The organism is Ralstonia nicotianae, assembly GCF_018243235.1.
GTDB classification, from domain to species: domain Bacteria; phylum Pseudomonadota; class Gammaproteobacteria; order Burkholderiales; family Burkholderiaceae; genus Ralstonia; species Ralstonia nicotianae.
Genome location: NZ_CP046674.1, coordinates 1,264,648 through 1,281,427, shown reverse-complemented (window position 1 = coordinate 1,281,427; position 16,780 = coordinate 1,264,648). Strand labels below are relative to the sequence as shown.

Below are 16,780 nucleotides of genomic sequence, written 5' to 3'. Positions count from 1 at the left end.
CGAAGCGAGATCGCCATGTCCGAGCAGCCGATGCCGCCCCAAGAGGTCTACGAGGGCTTTGAGATCCACGTCCTGCCGAGCCCGTCGCCGCTCGACAGCACACGCTACACGTACATCGGTTACGTGTGCCATCCCGGCGCCGATCCGGCCCTGCCTGGGCATACGGTGCCCTTCCATGCCGACGGCGACGAGCGCTTCCGCAACCCCGAAGACGCCATCGAGGAAGCACTGCGCGTGGGGCACAGCATCATCGATGGCACGCACCCGGATCTGTCGGTGCTATCGCTGGTGACACACGGGTACTGACGCCGTTGCGGCGTCACGTCATGCAACGGCGTCCGACGCTCATTTTTCGCGCGGCAGCCGCCCCAGCAGATAAAACTCGTCATTCGGCCGCATCGAGATCACATTGGCGATCCGGTTCGACAGGCCGAAGAACGCCGTGATGCCGGCGATGTCCCAGACGTCCTCGTCGGTGAAGCCGTGCACGTGCAGCGCGTCGTAGTCGGCTTCGTTGACGGTGTGCGAGGCGGTGCAGACCTTCATCGCGAAATCCAGCATGGCGCGCTGGCGCGGCGTGATGTCGGCCTTGCGGTAGTTGACGGCCACCTGGTCGGCGATAAGCGGCTGCTTTTCGTAGATCCGCAGGATGGCGCCATGCGCGACCACGCAGTACAGGCACTGGTTGGCGGCGGAAGTGGCCACCACGATCATCTCGCGCTCGCCCTTGGTCAGGCTGCCGGCTTCGCGCAGCATCAGCGCATCGTGGTAGGCGAAGAAGGCGCGGCACTCGTCGGGCCGATGGGCCAGCGCGAGGAAGACGTTGGGCACGAAGCCGGTCTTTTCCTGCACGGCGAGGATGCGCTCGCGGATATCCCCGGGGATGTCCGCGAGCTCGGGCACGGGAAAGCGGCTAATGGGAGGGTGGCTGGGCGGCGTGATGGCTGTCATGGCGTCTCCTGAAGTGTCGTCGGAGACCCCCGGACCCGCCGCCCGGAGGCCCTATTGCGTGGCGAACTGGATGCGATGCAATCCAGCATACAACCCATCGCGATCGAGCAGCTCGCGGTGCGTGCCGGCCTCGACGATCTGGCCGTGTTCGAGCACGACGATGCGGTCGGCATTCTCGATGGTCGACAGGCGGTGCGCGATCACCAGCGTCGTGCGGCCCTGCATCAGGGCTTCCAGCGCGGCCTGCACCTGGCGCTCGGACTCGGAATCGAGCGCGGAGGTGGCTTCGTCCAGGATCAGGATCGGCGCGTCCTTGTAGACGGCGCGGGCGATCGCCAGGCGCTGGCGCTGGCCGCCGGACAGCTTGGAGCCGTTGTCACCGATGTTGGTGTCGACGCCATCAGGCAGGTTGTCGACCACGTCGGTCAGGTAGGCGGCTTCCAGCGCACGACGCACGCGCGCCATGTCGATCTCGGAGGCATCGCGCGCGCCATACGCCACGTTGGCGGCGATGGTGTCGTTGAACAGCACCACGTCCTGGCTCACGAAGGCGATCTGGCGGCGCAGATCCTGCAGCGACAGGTCGGCCAGCGCGTCGCCGTCGAGCACGATGCGGCCAGAGGTCGGCTCGAAGAAGCGCGGCAGCAGGTTGACCAGCGTGGTCTTGCCGCTGCCCGACGGGCCCACCAGCGCGACGATCTCGCCCGCCTTGACGTGCAGATCGATGCTGTCGAGCGCCGCCCGGCCGTCCGGGCCGTAGCGGAAGGTGACGTGCTCGAAGCGCAGGTCGCCGCGCGCGCGGTCGATGTGCTTGCCGCCGTCCTGGGGCTCGATCGGCGTGTCGATCAGGCCGAAGATGAACTCGGCGGCAGTCAGGCCGCGTTGCATCGGCTGGTTGACGTCGGTCAGGTGCTTGAGCGGCGAGATCAGCAGCAGCATCGCCATCACGAAGCCGGTGAAGCCGCCGACGGTGGTCTGGTTGGCTTGCGCCTGCACCATCGCGATCGCCAGGATGACGGACAGCGCCAGCGCCGCCAGGAACTGCGTCACCGGCTGGTTCAGGCCGCCGGCCACGGCCATGCGCATGGCGTAGCCGCGCAGGCGGTTGGTCATGGCATTGAAGCGGCGTGACTCGTAGGCCTCGCCGCCGTGCAGCTTGACGACCTTGTAGCCGCCGGCCGCCTCCTCCACCACGTACGCGGCTTCGTTGGTCAGGTTCTGGTGCTCGCGATTGAGCGAACGCAGGCGGCGGTTGATGCGCGACATCAGGAACCCGATGACCGGCAGGATCACGGCCACCACCAGCGTCAGGCGCCAGTTGGTATAGAAGAGGAAGATCAGCAGCGCCAGCACCGTCATCGAATCGCGCACCAGCGTGATGAACACGCCGGTCAGCACCTGCAGCACCTGGTTGACCTCGAAGATGACGGCGTTGATGAGCGAGGCCGCCGTATTGCGCTGGTAGAACGCCGCCGGCGCCTGCAGCAGGCGCTCGAACATCTTCATGCGCAGGTTCAGCAGCACCTTGTTCGACACCAGGCTCAGGAAGTACGTGGCCCCGAACTGCGCGACGCCGCGCACTACCGCGATGCCGACCAGCATGGCCGGCACCCGCCACAGCTTGCCGGCGTATTCGCCGCCGAAGCCCTGGTCCAGCAGGTCCTTCACCACCTTGGGGATGATCCCCTCGGTGGCCGCCACCACGCCCATGGCGACCATGGCGAGGATGAAGCTGCTGAGTTCGGGACGCAGGTAGGTCCACAGGCGCTTGAAGTGGCCCGGCTGGCTGGCCGCGGGCGGCTGGGAAGACGAAGAAGAAGTCACTGCCATGAAGATCGGAGAGAAATCGGACCGGCCACCGCGATCGGCGCCGGCAACGCATTAGAGCACAGGCACACCGGGCCGCAGCCGGCGCGTGAGGTCGTTGCGGCGCAGGTCCCACCGCAGGGCGGAGGTGAGTTCCGGCTCCGGCAGGCGCCAATCCGCGCCGGCCGGCGTGCCGCGCCGAAGGAAATACTTGTCGAAGGTCGACTGCGACAGCCCCCACTTGTTGAGGAACTGGCGGCGGCCGTCGTTCTTCTTGACCTTGCCGGTCGACTTGCACTGGAAGTGGTAGACCAGCGAGTCGCCCGCGCCCAGGAAGATGCGGCAGCCGGCGTGCCACAGCTTCATGGAAAAGTCGTTGTCGCTGCTCATGCCGGGCGTCAGCTCGCTGCTGTAGCCGCCCAGCTTGAACCACCAGCGCCGGTGCACCAGGGTCGGCGGCCAGGTCGCGCCGAGCCAGTCGCCGCGCGCCAGGCGCGGCACATCCGCCAGCAGGCGGGCCGCGTCGAACGTGTCGGCGTCGCGGCCGTAGTTGCCCACCACCACGCACGGGTTGCCCGTATCGACCGGCTCGATCATGGTGCCCGACAGCATGAACAGATCGGTGTCGAGCGTGTCCAACCGGCGCAGCAGCGCGGTGTCCCAGCCCGGGCAGCAGACCATGTCGTCGTTCAGGTACACGATGTAGTCGTGCCGGGCCAGCATGGCCGATTCGTTGACGGCCAGGCAGATGCCGACATTCCCGGGAGAATGCGTGTGATCGAGCCCCTGCTCGCGCACCCACGCCAGCGTGCCGTCGGAGCCGTCGTTGACGTGAACGATGATCTGGTGGTCATGCGCCGAATGGGCGCGGATGCTCTGCACGCACAGCTTGAGCAGCGCGAGGTTGTTCCAGGTCGGCAATAGGATGGAAAACATAGACGAAAAAGTAAGCCGCCGGACGATGGGCCCGCCTGATGCCGGCGGGGTACCGGTATACTCCGGCCCTGGCTGTTCGCGCGGCCGCCGCGCCGCATCGGCGCACGCGGGCGGGCGTGACGGCAACGACAAGATCAAACCGTCGCGTATTGTACAACCGGCCACCCCGGCCTCCGGAGGCACCGCGCGGCGCCGTATCCGCCACGCCGACGGCCCCCTCCTCCCACGGCTTTTCTGATATGCCCGGCAAGCTGACCGCCACCATCCTGACGCGCAACGAAGCGGCCAACATCGGCGACTGCATCGACTCGCTCGCGCAACTGGCCGACGAGGTGATCGTGCTGGACTCGGGCAGCACCGACGCCACCCGCGACATCGCCCGGGCACGCGGCGCCAACGTCATCGAGGACGACGGCCCCTGGCCCGGCTTCGGCCCCCAGAAGAACCGCGCGCTCGACCGGGCCACCTGTGAGTGGGTGCTGTCGATCGACGCGGATGAGCGCGTGCCGCCGGAACTGGCCCAGGAGATCCGCACCGCCATGGCCCGGGCCGATGCGGATGCCTACGCCATCCCCCGGCTGTCGCAGTTCTGCGGCGCCTGGGTGCATCACAGCGGCTGGCGCCCCGACCATGTGATCCGGCTGTTCCGGCGCGGCAAGGCCCACTTCTCGGAGAGCCTGGTCCACGAAAGCCTGCAGGTGACGGGCAACGTTGCCCGGCTGCGCACCTCGCTGCTGCACTACAGCTACACCTCGATGGACCAGGTGCATCGCAAGAGCGCGCAATACGCGGAAGCCGGCGCGCGGGATCTCGCCCAGCGCGGCAAGCACATCGGCGCGCTGTCGCCGGCGCTGCACGGCACGTGGGCGTTCGTGCGCACGCTGGTGCTGCGGCGGGGGTTCCTGGATGGCGGCACCGGCCTGGCCATCGCCAGGATGAACGCCACGGTCAGCTACCGCAAATACCGGCGGGCACGCGAACTGGCGAGCGGCGCGAACCACCGGCCGTGACGCGCCGGCGGCAGGCGCGGCCCCGGCGGAAGCCGCGGCCTCAGCGCCCGGCCGCCTCGTCGGACGGCTGGACCACGAGCTGCGCGGGCAGGTTCGGCTCCCAGCCGCGCAGGTCGCCGGTCGGGTACTGCCGCAGCGCATAGAGCAGCCGCTTGAGGCGCCCGACCAGGCCGGGATGCGGCACCGTCGCCAGCGCCTGCGCCCCGGCGCGCGCCGTGGCCCGCACGTAGCCGTGCGTGAACTCGTGCTGGGAAATGCCCCACTTGAGCAGGAACTCCCGGCCGCCGCGGTTGCGCCGCACCCGGCGCGTGGTCGAGCAGCCGAAGTGGTAAATCGTGCTGCCCCCCACCACGCGGAAGATCCGGCAGCCCACCAGCCAGAGCTTCATCAGGAAATCGTCGTCGCTGCTCATGCCGGGGCCGAACTCGATGCTGTAGCCGCCGACCAGGTGCCACAGCCGGCGGTTCAGCAGCATCGGCTGCACGGCGAAACCGTCGCGGTCCGGCAACGGCGGCTGCGAGGCCACGTACGACAGCAGGCCCGTTTCGTTGAAATTGTCCGGCCCGGTGCCGAAATCCGCCACGCTGACCTGCACGTTGCCGGTATCGACCGGTTCGATCAGCTGCGCGGCCAGATAGGCGAACCGGTCGCCGACCTGACGCACGGCCGACTCGAACGCCCGGTCCCAGCCCGGCGTGCAGACCATGTCGTCGTTCATGAACAGGATCCAGTCATGCGTGGCCAGGCGCGCCGCGTCGTTGAGCGCGAGGCAGACGCCGACGTTGCCCTTGCTCCACGTATGGCGCAGCCCCTGGGCGCGCACCCATTCGAGGGTGCCGTCCGTGCCTTCGTTGACGTGCACGATGATCTCGTGCTCGAACGCGGAATGGCGCCGGATGCTCTCGATGCACAGCTGCAGATACGGCAGATTGTTCCAGGTCGGGATCAGGATACTGAACATCGCGCTCAACGCTCGGTAGGGGAAGACGTGCCTGCCTCGGACGCAGGACCGGTGTGCGAGGCGATGCCCGCCAGGCTGGCGATGACGGCCGCGTAGAAGGATGCCGTCATCTTCAGGGTGAAGATCTCGACCGTCAGGCCGAAGACGAAAAACGCCAGCGCGAAGACCGCCCCCATCAGCGCAGCCCGGCGCATCGGTGCGGCCGTCGCCTTCAGGCAGCGCCAGCACAGCAGGCCCGGCACCAGATGGATCGCCACGATCGACAGGCCGCCCACGAGGCCGAAGTTGGCCGTGTAGGCGAGCAGCTGGTTGTGCGCCTCGCCGCGGCCCAGTTGTGCGGCGGTGGCGCTCATCCGGCCGGCATCGACCAGCGCCTGCAGGCTGTCGGCAAACCCGCCCGGCCCCAGGCCGAAGATCGGGTGCTTCGGGATCAGCATCAGCGCGGCCTGGTAGATCTGCAGCCGGATCCCGATGGAGGTGTCCTTCTGGCCCTGCGCATACTGGGCCAGGTCCACCCACACCATGTGGATCCGCTCGTGGATCGTGCCGGACACGGCGTACAGCACGGCCACGCCGAGCACGGCCACGGCAGGCACCAGCACCCGCCACCGCGCCGGCTTGTCGCGGCCGCGCGCGACCGCCACCAGCAACAGGATGAACGGCAGGGCCACCCATCCGCCCCGGGAGCCGGTCAGCAGCGAAGCGACCAGGCCGGCCAGCAGCCCGCCGACCTTCAGCAGCCGCACGGCGAGCGGATCCTTGCGCCACCAGTTGATCGACAGCGCGGACAGCACGCCCAGGATCAGCGCGATGTCACCAAAGTGGATCGGATTCAGGAACGCGCTGCCCATCCGGCCCTCGCCCCAGTCGCGCGCCGCCCACAGGCCGACGCCCAGCGCCGCCAGCGCCCCCGCGGCGAACGACCCGTCGGCCCAGCGCAGCGCGCGCAGCGGCGCCCGGCGCAGCAGCAGGAACAGCGGGACCGCCGCCAGAAAGCGCGCGGGCGCATCGAAGGCGTTCCAGCGCAGTTGCCCATGCCACGCCTCGCTCAGGATCACGGCGGCCAGCGGCATGCACAGGGCCCAGCCCGTCAGCCGAACCAGCCGGTCGGCCCCCTCCGGCGTGGCCGGCCCGGACAGCGCGCGGCGGACGGCCACCCCGGCGCCGAGCGAGAGGACGCCGGCGGCAATCAGCAGCGCGCTGGCGCTGCCCTGCTTGAGCACCGTCAGCACGGGGTAGATCAGCAGAAACACCGCCAGCGGCGCGTACCACCGGTCGGCGCGGACGGAATGCTTGTCGGACCAGTTCATCATCGTTGTATGCGGCTCCCCCGCGCGCCGCCCTGGCGTTCCGTCCGGTGCCGGCGGCGCGATCAGGCTGGCGAGTATACGTTGCCGGTTTGGCGGACCCGCGAGGCTCAGCCGTAGATCATGTAGACGTTCTCGGTCGACAGCGCCGAGCGGAAGCTGGCCAGCACCTCGTCCGATGGCGTCACCTGCCATTGCTCGCCGAGCACGGCTTCGCAGCGCGCGCCGTTGGCGGCATAGCTGATGCGCACGCGCACGCCGGGCACCTGGGCCGCCAGGTGCGGCGTCAGCAGCTCGCGCAGCCGCGTGGCCGACGCATTGTCGCGGAACGTCAGCCCGATCGCGTCGGCATAGCGCGCGCGCGCCTGGGTCAGGTCCAGCACGGCCTCGGCCGTCATCCGCACCCCGCCGGTGAAGGTGTCGTGCCGCGCGTTGCCCTGCACGATCAGCACCTCGTCTTCCTTGAACAGCGCGCGGTTGGCGTCGAACAGCTCGTTGAAGACCGTCACCTCGGTGGCCTCGCTCTGCGAGCCATCATCGAGCATGACGACGATCATCTTGCCGCGCTGGGTCATCTGCGTGCGCAGGCCGACGATCACGCCGGCCACGGTCTTGTTGCGCGCGTCGCGGCTGCCGTAGCCGCCGCCATTATTGCCACTGCCGTTGACCTCGCGGGCGAGGTCGGCGAGCGTCGTGCGGGCAAAGCGGCGGACCTCGTCGCGGCACTCGTCGAAGAGGTGCCCCGACAGGTAGAAGCCCAGCGCCTGCTTCTCTTCCTGCAGCTTGCGCTTGGTGCTCCAGGGCGCCTCGTCGAGCAGCTCCGGGCGATGCTGCTCGGCGTCGTCGCTGCCCATCAGGTCGAACAGCGAGACCTGGTTGGCCGCTGCCGCCTTCTGCTCGGCCGCCTCCATCGCCAGCCCGATCGAGACCAGCAGCTGCGCGCGATTGGCGTTCAGGCTGTCGAAGGCGCCGGCGCGCACCAGCGCCTCGATGGTGCGGCGGTTGACCTGGCGGCGGTCGACGCGCTCGCAGAAGTCGAACAGGTCCTTGAACGGGCCGTCCTCGCGCGCGCGCAGGATGTCTTCGATGGCGCCCTGCCCGCTGCCCTTCACGCCGCCCAGGCCATAGCGGATGGTCTTGGCGTCGGTGGGCGTGAAGCGGTACTGGCTGGCGTTGATGTCGGGCGGCAGCACCGCCAGGCCGTTCTTGCCGCGGGCGTCGTCGTAGAGGATCTTCACCTTATCGGTGTCGTCCATGGCGAGCGACATGTTGGCTGCCATGAATTCGGCCGGGTGATGCGCCTTGAGCCACGCGGTGTAGTACGCCAGCAGCGCATACGCCGCCGCGTGCGACTTGTTGAAGCCGTAGCCCGCGAACTTTTCCATCAGGTCGAAGATCTCGTCGGCCTTCTCGGTGGACAGACCGTCCTTGGCCGCGCCGCCACGGAACAGCTCGCGGTGCTCGGCCATCTCTTCGGCCTTCTTCTTGCCCATCGCGCGGCGCAGCAGGTCGGCGCCGCCGAGCGAGTAGCCGCCCACGATCTGCGCCATCTGCATCACCTGCTCCTGGTAGACCATGATGCCGTAGGTCTCCTTGAGCACCGGCTCGACGCGCGGGTCGGGGTACTCCACCTTCTCGCGGCCGTGCTTGCGGGCGCAGAAGCTGGGGATCAGGTCCATCGGGCCCGGACGGTACAGCGCCACCAGGGCGATGATGTCCTCGAAGCGGTCGGGCTTGGCGTCCTTGAGCATGCCCTGCATGCCGCGGCTTTCCAGCTGGAACACGGCGACCGTGTTGGCCGTCTTGAGGATGTCGAACGCCGCCTTGTCGGTCAGCGGAATGTGGCTGCAGTTCCAGTCCGCCTTGGACGGATCGAGCGTGCGGATGTAGCGCTCGGCCCAGTCCAGGATGGTCAGCGTGGTCAGGCCCAGGAAGTCGAACTTCACCAGGCCGACGGCTTCCACGTCGTCCTTGTCGTACTGGCTGACGACGCCGGCATCCTCGCCGCCCTGGGTGTAGAGCGGGCAGAAATCGGTCAGCTTGCCCGGCGCGATCAGCACCCCGCCCGCGTGCATGCCGACGTTGCGGGTCATGCCTTCGACGCGCTGGGCGAGTTCGAGCAGCTGCTTGACCTCTTCTTCATTGGCCTCGCGCTCGGCCAGCAGCGGCTCTTCCTTCTTGGCTTCCTCGATGGTGACCAGCTTGCCCGGCTTGAACGGGATCAGCTTGGCCACGCCGTCGACGAAGTTGTAGCCGAGATCCAGCACGCGGCCCACGTCGCGCACCGCGGCCTTGGCGGCCATGGTGCCGAAGGTGGCGATCTGCGAGACGGCGTCCTTGCCGTACTTCTCCTTCACGTAGTGGATGACGCGGTCGCGGCCATGCTGGCAGAAGTCGATGTCGAAGTCGGGCATCGACACCCGTTCCGGGTTCAGGAAGCGCTCGAACAGCAGGTTGTACTTGAGCGGGTCCAGGTCGGTGATGCCCAGCGCGTACGCCACCAGCGAGCCCGCGCCCGAGCCCCGGCCCGGCCCCACCGGCACGCCGTTGTTCTTGGCCCAGTTGATGAAGTCCGCCACGATCAGGAAGTAGCCCGGGAAGCCCATCTTGATGATGGTGCCGGTCTCGAACTCCAGCCGCGCGTAGTACTCGGGCCGCTTGGCCTCGCGCACCGCCTCGTCGGGGAACAGCACGGCCATGCGCTTCTCCAGCCCGTCCTTGGCCAGGTGGACGAGGTAGTCGTCCAGCGACATGCCGTCGGGCGTGGGGAACAGCGGCAGCTTGGGCTTGCCCAGTTCCAGCGTCAGGTTGCAGCGCTGCGCGATCTGCACCGTGTTGGCCAGCGCGGACGGGATGTCGGCGAACAGCGCGCACATCTCGTCCTGCGTCTTGAAATATTGGTCGGTCGTGAAACGCCTGGTGCGGCGCGGGTTGGCGAGCAGATCGCCCTCGGCGATGCAGACGCGCGCCTCGTGCGCAGTGAAGTCGTCCGGCGTCATGAACTGCACCGGATGCGTGGCGACCACCGGCAGCTGCATCGACGCGGCCAGCTTCACGGCCTGCTGGACGTAGGCCTCGGTGCCGGCGTTCCCGGCGCGCTGCAGCTCGATGTAGAACGACGCCGGGAACACCTGCGACCACTGCGTCGCCAGCTTGCGCGCCAGCGCCTCGTTGCCGTTGGCGAGCGCCATGCCGATGTCGCCGCCCATCGCGCCGGACAGCGCCAGCAGGCCGGTGGCCATCGGCGCCTCTTCCACGCCGGGCTCGGTGAACCACTCGGGGGCGATCTCCGCGCGGCCGCGATGCTGGTTGGACAGCCAGGCGCGCGCCAGCAGCATGCACAGGTTCAGGTAGCCCTGCTTGTTGCGCACCAGCAGCAGCAGGCGGCTGGGCTTGTCGCGCTCGTCGTGATTGGTGATCCACACGTCGGCGCCGACGATAGGCTTGACGCCCTTGCCGCGCGCGTCCTTGTAGAAGCGCACCAGGCCGAAAGCGTTGGCAAGGTCGGTCAGCGCCAGCGCGCCCATGCCATCGGCGGCGGCGGCCTTGACGGCCTCGTCCAGGCGGACGTTGCCGTCGACGACGGAATATTCGGAATGGAGACGGAGATGGACGAAGCGCGGCGAATTCATCCGCGTATTGTACCGGGTGGCTCCCGGCGCAAGACAGGCGCGGCTTGCGCGAACGCGCATCCACCGCCCCGCCACCCTGCCTGGGCCGTTATAATTTCGGCTTACGAATCAACAGGTTACCCAGGCGCCTCGAACCGGCGCGGCAGCACATGCAGATCGTCAACATTTCCGCTTACAAATTCGTCACCCTCAACGACCGCGAGACGCTGCGCCAGGCCCTGCTCGCCGAATGCCAGGCACGCGACCTGAAGGGCACGGCCCTGCTGGCACCCGAGGGCATCAACATCTTCCTGGCCGGCACGCGCGAGGCGATCGACGGCATCGTCGGCTGGCTGCGCGCCGATGCGCGCTTTGCCGACCTGGCGCCCAAGGAAAGCCTCTCCGACCACCAGCCGTTCCGCCGGCTGCTGGTGCGCCTGAAGAAAGAGATCATCACCATGCGCTATCCGCTGATCCGCCCGGAAGACGGCCGCGCGCCATCGGTGCCGCCCGCCACGCTCAAGCGCTGGCTGGACCAGGGCCATGACGACGACGGCCGCGAGGTGGTGATGCTCGACACGCGCAACGGCTTCGAAGTCGCGGTCGGCACGTTCCGCGACGCGGTCGACTACGGCATCCGGAAATTCACCGAATTCCCGCCCGCCATCGCCGCGCACAAGGACGATTTCGCCGGCAAGACAGTGGTGTCGTTCTGCACCGGCGGCATCCGCTGCGAAAAGGCAGCCATCCACATGCAGGAGATCGGCCTGCAGCACGTCTACCAGCTCGAAGGCGGCATCCTCAAGTACTTCGAGGAAGTCGGCGCCGACCACTACGACGGCGACTGCTTCGTCTTCGACCACCGCACCGCGCTCAACGCCGAGCTGCTGCCCGCCGGCCCCAAGCAATGCTTCGCCTGCCGCGCGGTCGTCACGCCGGAAGAGCAGCAGTCCGCCGACTACATCCCCGGCCAGCGCTGCCCGCACTGCGCCGACCACCAGGCCCGCGCCGCCACATGAGGCGCGGCGTCGCCAGCCCCCGGTCCTGATCGCCACCCCCAATGAAAAACGCCGGACATGCCGGCGTTGTCTTGTTGGCGATGCGCCGCGCTTACTGGCGGCCGCGCACGAACTGCCGGGTCACGGCGACGATGCGCTCGCCGAACAGCCTGGCGGTCTCCAGGTCGCCGGGCAGCGGCCCCTCTTCCGGGCTCGCATCCGACGGCGCCTGCGACAGCGCGCCGCCGAAGCCGCCCATGTAGTTGATGTCGTTGCGGGTGGCAGCCTTGCTGCTGGCCGGCATCATGCCGGTGCCCACCCAGATCATCCCGTGCTGCTGCGACAGCGTCCACAGGTACTGGATCGATGCGTACTTGTCGCCGTTCATCGATGCGGAGTTGGTGAAGCCCGCGGCGATCTTGTCCTTCCATTGGCCGGTGAACCAGGCCTTGGACGAGGCATCGGCGAATTTCTTGAAGTCGCCCGACACGCCGCCCATATAGGTCGGCGCGCCGAAAACGATGGCGTCGACGCCGGCCAGCAGTGCCCAGGTCTGGTCATTGACGTCGGCCACCGAGATCAGGTGCGCTTCGGCGCCGGCGGCCTGCACGCCCGCGAACACCGCCTCGGCCTGCTTCTTGGTATGGCCATAACCACTGTGATAAACGACTGCAACTCGTGCCATGGGAATCCTCTCTGGGTTGAAAGACACAACAAGGGGACGAACGGAATGGCCAGGGCGCACGCCTGCATGCGCCCCGCCAGCCCGGCCGATCAGGGCAGATCGAACACCAGCACCTCGCTGCCCTCGCCCCCCGACAGCGTGACGGTCGGCTCCCGCGTCAGCTTAGCCGCATCGCCGCCCGACAGCGGCGTGCCGTTGACCTCGACCTTGCCGCGCACCACGTGCACATAGGCGCGGCGACCGTCGGCGAGGGGCAGCGTGGCGGCCTCGGCGCCATCGAAACGGCCGGCGTACAGGGCCATGTCCTGGTGCACCCTGACCGAATCGTCGCGTCCGTCGGCGCTGGCGATCAGGCGCAGCCTGCCACGCTTCTGCGACGCCTCGAAATGGCGCTCCTCGTAGCCCGGCGCGAGATCCTGCTGCGCAGGCAGCACCCAGATCTGCAGGAAGTGCGTGGTCTGGTCCGGCGCATGGTTGAACTCGGAATGACGCACGCCGGTCCCAGCCGTCATGCGCTGCACGTCGCCCGGGCGCAGCACGCTGCCGTTGCCGAGGCTGTCCTTGTGCGCCAGTTCACCGTCGAGCACGTAGCTGATGATCTCCATGTCGCGATGGCCGTGCGTACCGAAGCCCATGCCGGGCGCGACGCGGTCTTCGTTGATGACGCGCAGCGGCCCGAAGTGGACGTGGTCCGGATCCATGTACTCGGCGAACGAAAAGCTGTGGTACGACTGGAGCCAGCCGTGGTCGGCGTAACCGCGCTCCTGGGAGGGTCGGATTTCAATCATTTTGATGAATCTCCTATCCAAATACTGCATTGATGGGATCAATGGTACGATGGTTGGCCGTATTCTGGCCAAACGGCTTTGATCCATCTCATCAAATTTTCTGAATAATGGCGCTCTCCCTCGAATCCCTGGAAGTGCTGGACGCGATCGAACGCAAGGGCAGTTTTGCCGCCGCCGCGCACGAACTGGGCAAGGTGCCGTCGGCACTGACCTACGTGGTGCGCAAGCTGGAGGACGACCTGGACGTGCTGCTGTTCGACCGCCGCCGCCACCGCGCCGAACTGACGCCCGCCGGCCGCGCGCTGCTGGACGAAGGCCGCCACCTGCTGCAGGCCGCCGACGAGCTGGCCCGCCGCGTCAAGCGCCTGGCCACCGGCTGGGAAGCGACGCTGACCATCGTGATGGACGACCTCGTCCACTTCCGCGCGCTGATGCCGGTGATCCAGGACTTCTATGCAGAGAACACCGCCACCCGCCTGCGCTTCTGCCGCGAAGTGCTGGCCGGCAGCTGGGATGCGCTGCTCTCCGGGCGCGCCGATCTGCTGATCGGCCCCGCGCACATCGCGCCGGTGCAAGGCGTGCAGACGCGTCCGCTGGGCGAGATTCCCTTCGTCTTCGCGGTGGCGGCGCATCACCCGCTGGCGCAGCTGGAGGAACCCCTGCCCGCCAGCGCCATCGCGCGCCACCGCATCGTGGCGGTGGGCGACACCTCGCGCAACCTGCCGCCGCGCACCGTCGGCATCATGGCCGGCCAGGACACGCTAGTGGTGCCGGCCATGGCCGACAAGGTCCAGGCGCAGATCCGCGGCCTCGGCTGCGGCTGGCTGCCGAGGCCGCTGGCGCAGCCCTACCTGGATTCCGGCGTGTTGGTGGCCAAGGCCACGGTGGAGGACCGCCGCGCGGGCAACTTCCAGATCGCCTGGCGCACCAACATGCGCGGCAAGGCACTGCAGTGGTGGGTCGACAAGCTTGAAGACCCGCGCCTGGCGCAGGCCCTGCTGATGCAGTAGACCCTCCGATCGCGCACAATAGCGCCATCGGCCCTTGCCCGACGCCCGGAGTCCCGCGTTGTCCCAAGCCAATCTCGAATTCCCCGAATCCGTTGCAGCGGCCCCGCGCGGGCCGTATCGCGGCCGCTTCGCGCCGTCGCCCACGGGGCCGCTGCACATCGGTTCGCTGGTCACCGCGCTGGCGAGCTGGCTCGATGCGCGCGTGCATGGCGGCACGTGGCTCGTACGCATTGAAGACATCGATTTCCAGCGCAATGTGCCCGGCGCCGACCGCGATATCCTTGCCTCGCTCGAAACGCTGGGGCTCGTGCCGGACGAAGCGCCGCAGTGGCAGAGCGCGCACCTGCCCCGCTTCGAAGCGGCGCTGGCGCAGCTGCAGGCGATCGACCGGCTCTATCCGTGCGGCTGCACCCGCCGCGAAATCGCCGACTCCATCACCACGGTCGATGCGCAGGGCCACCTGCGCCACCAGACCCTGATCTACCCCGGCACCTGCCGCAACGGCCTCATGGGCCGCCCGCCGCGCGCCTGGCGCGTGCGCCTGCCGGACGCCGATGCCGCCACGGTCTGCTTCGACGACCGCTGGCAAGGCACGCAATGCCAGAACCTGGCCGAAGCGGTGGGCGATTTCGTGCTCAAGCGCGCCGACGGCATGTGGGCGTACCAGATCGCGGTGGTGGTGGACGATGCCGCGCAGGGCATCACGGATGTGGTGCGCGGCGCCGACCTGCTCGATTCGACGCCGCGCCAGATCTACCTGCAGCGGCTGCTGGGGCTGCCCGCGGTGCGCTACCTGCACGTGCCGGTGGTGGTCAACGCCGCCGGCGAGAAGCTCAGCAAGCAGACCGGCGCACGGGCCATCAACCGCAGCCAGCCGCTGGCCGCGCTGACCGAAGCGGCGCGGCACCTGGGGCTGGAGATCCGCGCAGCGGACATGGAAGGGTTCTACCGGGCGGCCGTCCCGGCATGGGCCCATCGCTTGGCCCAGTTGACGCCGGCGGCCTAGCAGCGGCCACCGCGCTCAGTGCAGCAAGACCGCTCAGCGCTTGCGCGGCACGCCGCCCAGCAGGGCGGCAATCGGGCGCTTGGCGCTGCGCGGGTGACCGCCGGCCGGTGCCGGCTTGGCGGCCTCCGCAGCCTCGGCGGGCACGTTCGACTCGTACGGGCGCGAGAAGAACGGATCCTCCGACGGCCGGAAGGGCGGGCGCACCACGGTATGGTCAAGCACCCGGGCGCCGTTGCGCTCATCGCGCTCGCGGGCCCGACGGATCTCGGTGCGGTTGCGGCGCTCGTCGCGCTCGCGGCGTTCGCGTTCGCGGGCCTGTTCGCCGGTCGGATCGAAATCGGTGAGCGTCTCGCGCGGCAGATTGCGCTTGATCAGCTTCTCGATGTCGGCCAGCAGCCTTTCATCGCCCGGGGCGAACAGCGACAGCGCATCGCCCGAAGCGCCGGCGCGGCCGGTACGGCCGATGCGATGGACATAGTCTTCCGCATTGAACGGCAGATCGAAGTTGATCACGCAGGGCATCTGCGAGATGTCGAGACCGCGCGCCGCCACGTCGGTGGCGACCAGCACGTCGACCGTGCCCTGCTTGAACGCTTCGAGCGTCTGCATGCGCTCAGTCTGGGTCTTGTCGCCGTGGATGGCATTGGCGTTGATCTTCTCGCGCTCGAGCGCCCTCGCCAGGCGCGAACAGCCGATCTTGCTGTTGGAAAACACGATGCACTGACTCGGCAGGCCCTGTTCGGCGCGCTGGCGCAGCAGGTGCACGAGCGCCGCCTGCTTGTGGCCGTCCGGCACGGTGTAGATGACCTGGCGGACGTTGTCTGCGGTGGCGTTGCTGCGCGCCACTTCGATGGTCTGCGGATGGCGCAGGTAGCTCGCTGCCAGCTTCTTGATCTCGGGCGAGAACGTGGCCGAGAACAGCAGCGTCTGCCGGTGCGCCGGCAGCAGGTTGATGATGCGCTGCAGGTCGGGCAGGAAGCCCATGTCGAGCATGCGGTCGGCTTCGTCCAGCACCAGCATGCGCACCTGCGACAGGTTCACGCTGCGCTGCTGCACGTGATCGAGCAGGCGGCCCGGCGTGGCGACGAGAACCTCCACGCCGCGACGCAGCTGCTCGGTCTGCGGATTCATGTCGACACCGCCGAAAACGACCGCGCTGCGCAGCGCCGTGTGCTTCGCGTACTTGGCGACGTTGTCGTAGACCTGGTCAGCCAGCTCGCGCGTGGGCGTGAGGATCAGCGCCCGCACGGGGTGGCGCGCCGGCGAGGCGCTGGTGTTGGCGTCCGGCAGCAGGTTCTGGATGATCGGCAGCGAGAAGCCGGCGGTCTTGCCCGTACCGGTCTGCGCCGCGCCCATCACATCGCGGCCGGCGATCACCACGGGAATCGCGGCGGCCTGGATGGGCGTGGCCCGGGTGTAGCCGCTCTCGGCCAGGGCCCGCAGGATATCGGGGTGCAGGCCGAACGTGTCGAACGTCACAGGATCGCTGGACGGTGCTGCAGACGTTGTCTCAGTGTTCATAGAGGGGAAGGCAGCCTGCCGATCGGCAGGCAGACGCGACGGGCGCGGGCGGAAACGACCGCGAGCGGCGTACGCAAAGTATTGAAAAATCGAAATTTTATCATGCTGGGCCCGGTGCGGGACGCTGAACCGGTGTCGGCAAGCCCTCGCAGGCACCACAGCCAAATTGACACGGATCAAGTCTCGGCAT

The 16,780-nt window shown here is 68.3% G+C and carries 14 protein-coding genes; 5 read left to right on the top strand and 9 right to left on the bottom strand.

Annotated elements, in window-relative coordinates; all coding sequences use genetic code 11:
* The first annotated feature begins 15 nt into the window (after positions 1–15).
* A complete protein-coding gene (locus GO999_RS05885) occupies positions 16–306 on the top strand; it encodes a hypothetical protein (RefSeq protein ID WP_011002126.1) in 291 nt (96 codons plus the stop codon).
* Between the two features lie 39 nt (positions 307–345).
* Here GO999_RS05885 and GO999_RS05880 read toward each other — a convergent pair whose 3' ends face one another.
* From GO999_RS05880 to GO999_RS05870, 3 genes are read right to left on the bottom strand one after another with little or no spacing between them, the layout of a single operon-like run.
* A complete protein-coding gene (locus GO999_RS05880) occupies positions 346–951 on the bottom strand; it encodes a peroxidase-related enzyme (RefSeq protein WP_071623869.1) in 606 nt (201 codons plus the stop codon).
* Between the two features lie 51 nt (positions 952–1,002).
* Positions 1,003–2,781: a lipid A export permease/ATP-binding protein MsbA gene (msbA, locus tag GO999_RS05875; protein ID WP_016722833.1), complete on the bottom strand. Its 1,779-nt coding sequence runs from the start codon at positions 2,779–2,781 to the stop codon at positions 1,003–1,005.
* A 51-nt stretch (positions 2,782–2,832) separates the two neighbouring features.
* On the bottom strand, positions 2,833–3,693 hold the full coding sequence (locus tag GO999_RS05870) for a glycosyltransferase family 2 protein (protein WP_011002129.1): 861 nt from the start codon (positions 3,691–3,693) through the stop codon (positions 2,833–2,835).
* Between the two features lie 239 nt (positions 3,694–3,932).
* Between GO999_RS05870 and GO999_RS05865 the strand changes: the two genes are divergently transcribed.
* Positions 3,933–4,703 carry a glycosyltransferase family 2 protein gene (locus tag GO999_RS05865; protein ID WP_211906657.1) on the top strand — a complete coding sequence of 257 codons (771 nt, stop codon included), beginning with the start codon at positions 3,933–3,935 and terminating at the stop codon, positions 4,701–4,703.
* Positions 4,704–4,743: 40 nt separating this feature from the next.
* On the opposite strand, the gene GO999_RS05860 is transcribed toward GO999_RS05865, so the two are convergent.
* The 3 genes from GO999_RS05860 to dnaE form a co-directional block, all read right to left on the bottom strand.
* Positions 4,744–5,664, bottom strand: coding sequence for a glycosyltransferase family 2 protein (locus GO999_RS05860; protein ID WP_019718516.1), 921 nt, complete (start codon positions 5,662–5,664; stop codon positions 4,744–4,746).
* A gap of 5 nt (positions 5,665–5,669) precedes the next feature.
* Positions 5,670–6,977: an O-antigen ligase family protein gene (locus GO999_RS05855; RefSeq protein ID WP_020832358.1), complete on the bottom strand. Its 1,308-nt coding sequence runs from the start codon at positions 6,975–6,977 to the stop codon at positions 5,670–5,672.
* Positions 6,978–7,081: 104 nt separating this feature from the next.
* Positions 7,082–10,603 (bottom strand): DNA polymerase III subunit alpha, encoded by a 3,522-nt coding sequence (gene dnaE, locus GO999_RS05850; protein WP_211906656.1) that lies wholly within the window; start codon positions 10,601–10,603, stop codon positions 7,082–7,084.
* Between the two features lie 149 nt (positions 10,604–10,752).
* On the opposite strand from dnaE, the gene GO999_RS05845 reads away from it, so the two are divergent.
* Positions 10,753–11,601: a sulfurtransferase gene (locus tag GO999_RS05845; RefSeq protein WP_020832360.1), complete on the top strand. Its 849-nt coding sequence runs from the start codon at positions 10,753–10,755 to the stop codon at positions 11,599–11,601.
* A gap of 91 nt (positions 11,602–11,692) precedes the next feature.
* Here the strand turns inward: GO999_RS05845 and GO999_RS05840 are convergent, their stop codons facing one another.
* Together GO999_RS05840 and GO999_RS05835 are read right to left on the bottom strand one after the other, a co-directional pair.
* A complete protein-coding gene (locus GO999_RS05840; protein WP_016722827.1) occupies positions 11,693–12,265 on the bottom strand; it encodes a flavodoxin family protein in 573 nt (190 codons plus the stop codon).
* Positions 12,266–12,354: 89 nt separating this feature from the next.
* On the bottom strand, positions 12,355–13,053 hold the full coding sequence (locus tag GO999_RS05835) for a pirin family protein (protein ID WP_011002136.1): 699 nt from the start codon (positions 13,051–13,053) through the stop codon (positions 12,355–12,357).
* Positions 13,054–13,160: 107 nt separating this feature from the next.
* Between GO999_RS05835 and GO999_RS05830 the strand changes: the two genes are divergently transcribed.
* Both GO999_RS05830 and gluQRS read left to right on the top strand, forming a co-directional pair.
* A complete protein-coding gene (locus GO999_RS05830) occupies positions 13,161–14,063 on the top strand; it encodes a LysR family transcriptional regulator (protein ID WP_011002137.1) in 903 nt (300 codons plus the stop codon).
* 58 nt (positions 14,064–14,121) lie between these two features.
* Positions 14,122–15,069, top strand: a complete 948-nt coding sequence (gluQRS, locus tag GO999_RS05825; RefSeq protein ID WP_058907657.1) for a tRNA glutamyl-Q(34) synthetase GluQRS — start codon at positions 14,122–14,124, stop codon at positions 15,067–15,069.
* Between the two features lie 33 nt (positions 15,070–15,102).
* Here gluQRS and GO999_RS05820 read toward each other — a convergent pair whose 3' ends face one another.
* The gene (locus tag GO999_RS05820) at positions 15,103–16,590 is read right to left on the bottom strand and encodes a DEAD/DEAH box helicase (protein ID WP_011002139.1); all 1,488 of its coding nucleotides are present in this window, start codon (positions 16,588–16,590) and stop codon (positions 15,103–15,105) included.
* Positions 16,591–16,780: the final 190 nt, after the last annotated feature.

Coding starts and splice junctions, on each gene's coding strand:
- GO999_RS05885 (WP_011002126.1), top strand. CDS start 16: ATGTCCGAGCAGCCGATGCCGCCCCAAGAGGTCTACGAGGGCTTTGAG.
- GO999_RS05880 (WP_071623869.1), bottom strand. CDS start 951: ATGACAGCCATCACGCCGCCCAGCCACCCTCCCATTAGCCGCTTTCCC.
- msbA (WP_016722833.1), bottom strand. CDS start 2,781: ATGGCAGTGACTTCTTCTTCGTCTTCCCAGCCGCCCGCGGCCAGCCAG.
- GO999_RS05870 (WP_011002129.1), bottom strand. CDS start 3,693: ATGTTTTCCATCCTATTGCCGACCTGGAACAACCTCGCGCTGCTCAAG.
- GO999_RS05865 (WP_211906657.1), top strand. CDS start 3,933: ATGCCCGGCAAGCTGACCGCCACCATCCTGACGCGCAACGAAGCGGCC.
- GO999_RS05860 (WP_019718516.1), bottom strand. CDS start 5,664: ATGTTCAGTATCCTGATCCCGACCTGGAACAATCTGCCGTATCTGCAG.
- GO999_RS05855 (WP_020832358.1), bottom strand. CDS start 6,977: ATGATGAACTGGTCCGACAAGCATTCCGTCCGCGCCGACCGGTGGTAC.
- dnaE (WP_211906656.1), bottom strand. CDS start 10,603: ATGAATTCGCCGCGCTTCGTCCATCTCCGTCTCCATTCCGAATATTCC.
- GO999_RS05845 (WP_020832360.1), top strand. CDS start 10,753: ATGCAGATCGTCAACATTTCCGCTTACAAATTCGTCACCCTCAACGAC.
- GO999_RS05840 (WP_016722827.1), bottom strand. CDS start 12,265: ATGGCACGAGTTGCAGTCGTTTATCACAGTGGTTATGGCCATACCAAG.
- GO999_RS05835 (WP_011002136.1), bottom strand. CDS start 13,053: ATGATTGAAATCCGACCCTCCCAGGAGCGCGGTTACGCCGACCACGGC.
- GO999_RS05830 (WP_011002137.1), top strand. CDS start 13,161: ATGGCGCTCTCCCTCGAATCCCTGGAAGTGCTGGACGCGATCGAACGC.
- GO999_RS05820 (WP_011002139.1), bottom strand. CDS start 16,590: ATGAACACTGAGACAACGTCTGCAGCACCGTCCAGCGATCCTGTGACG.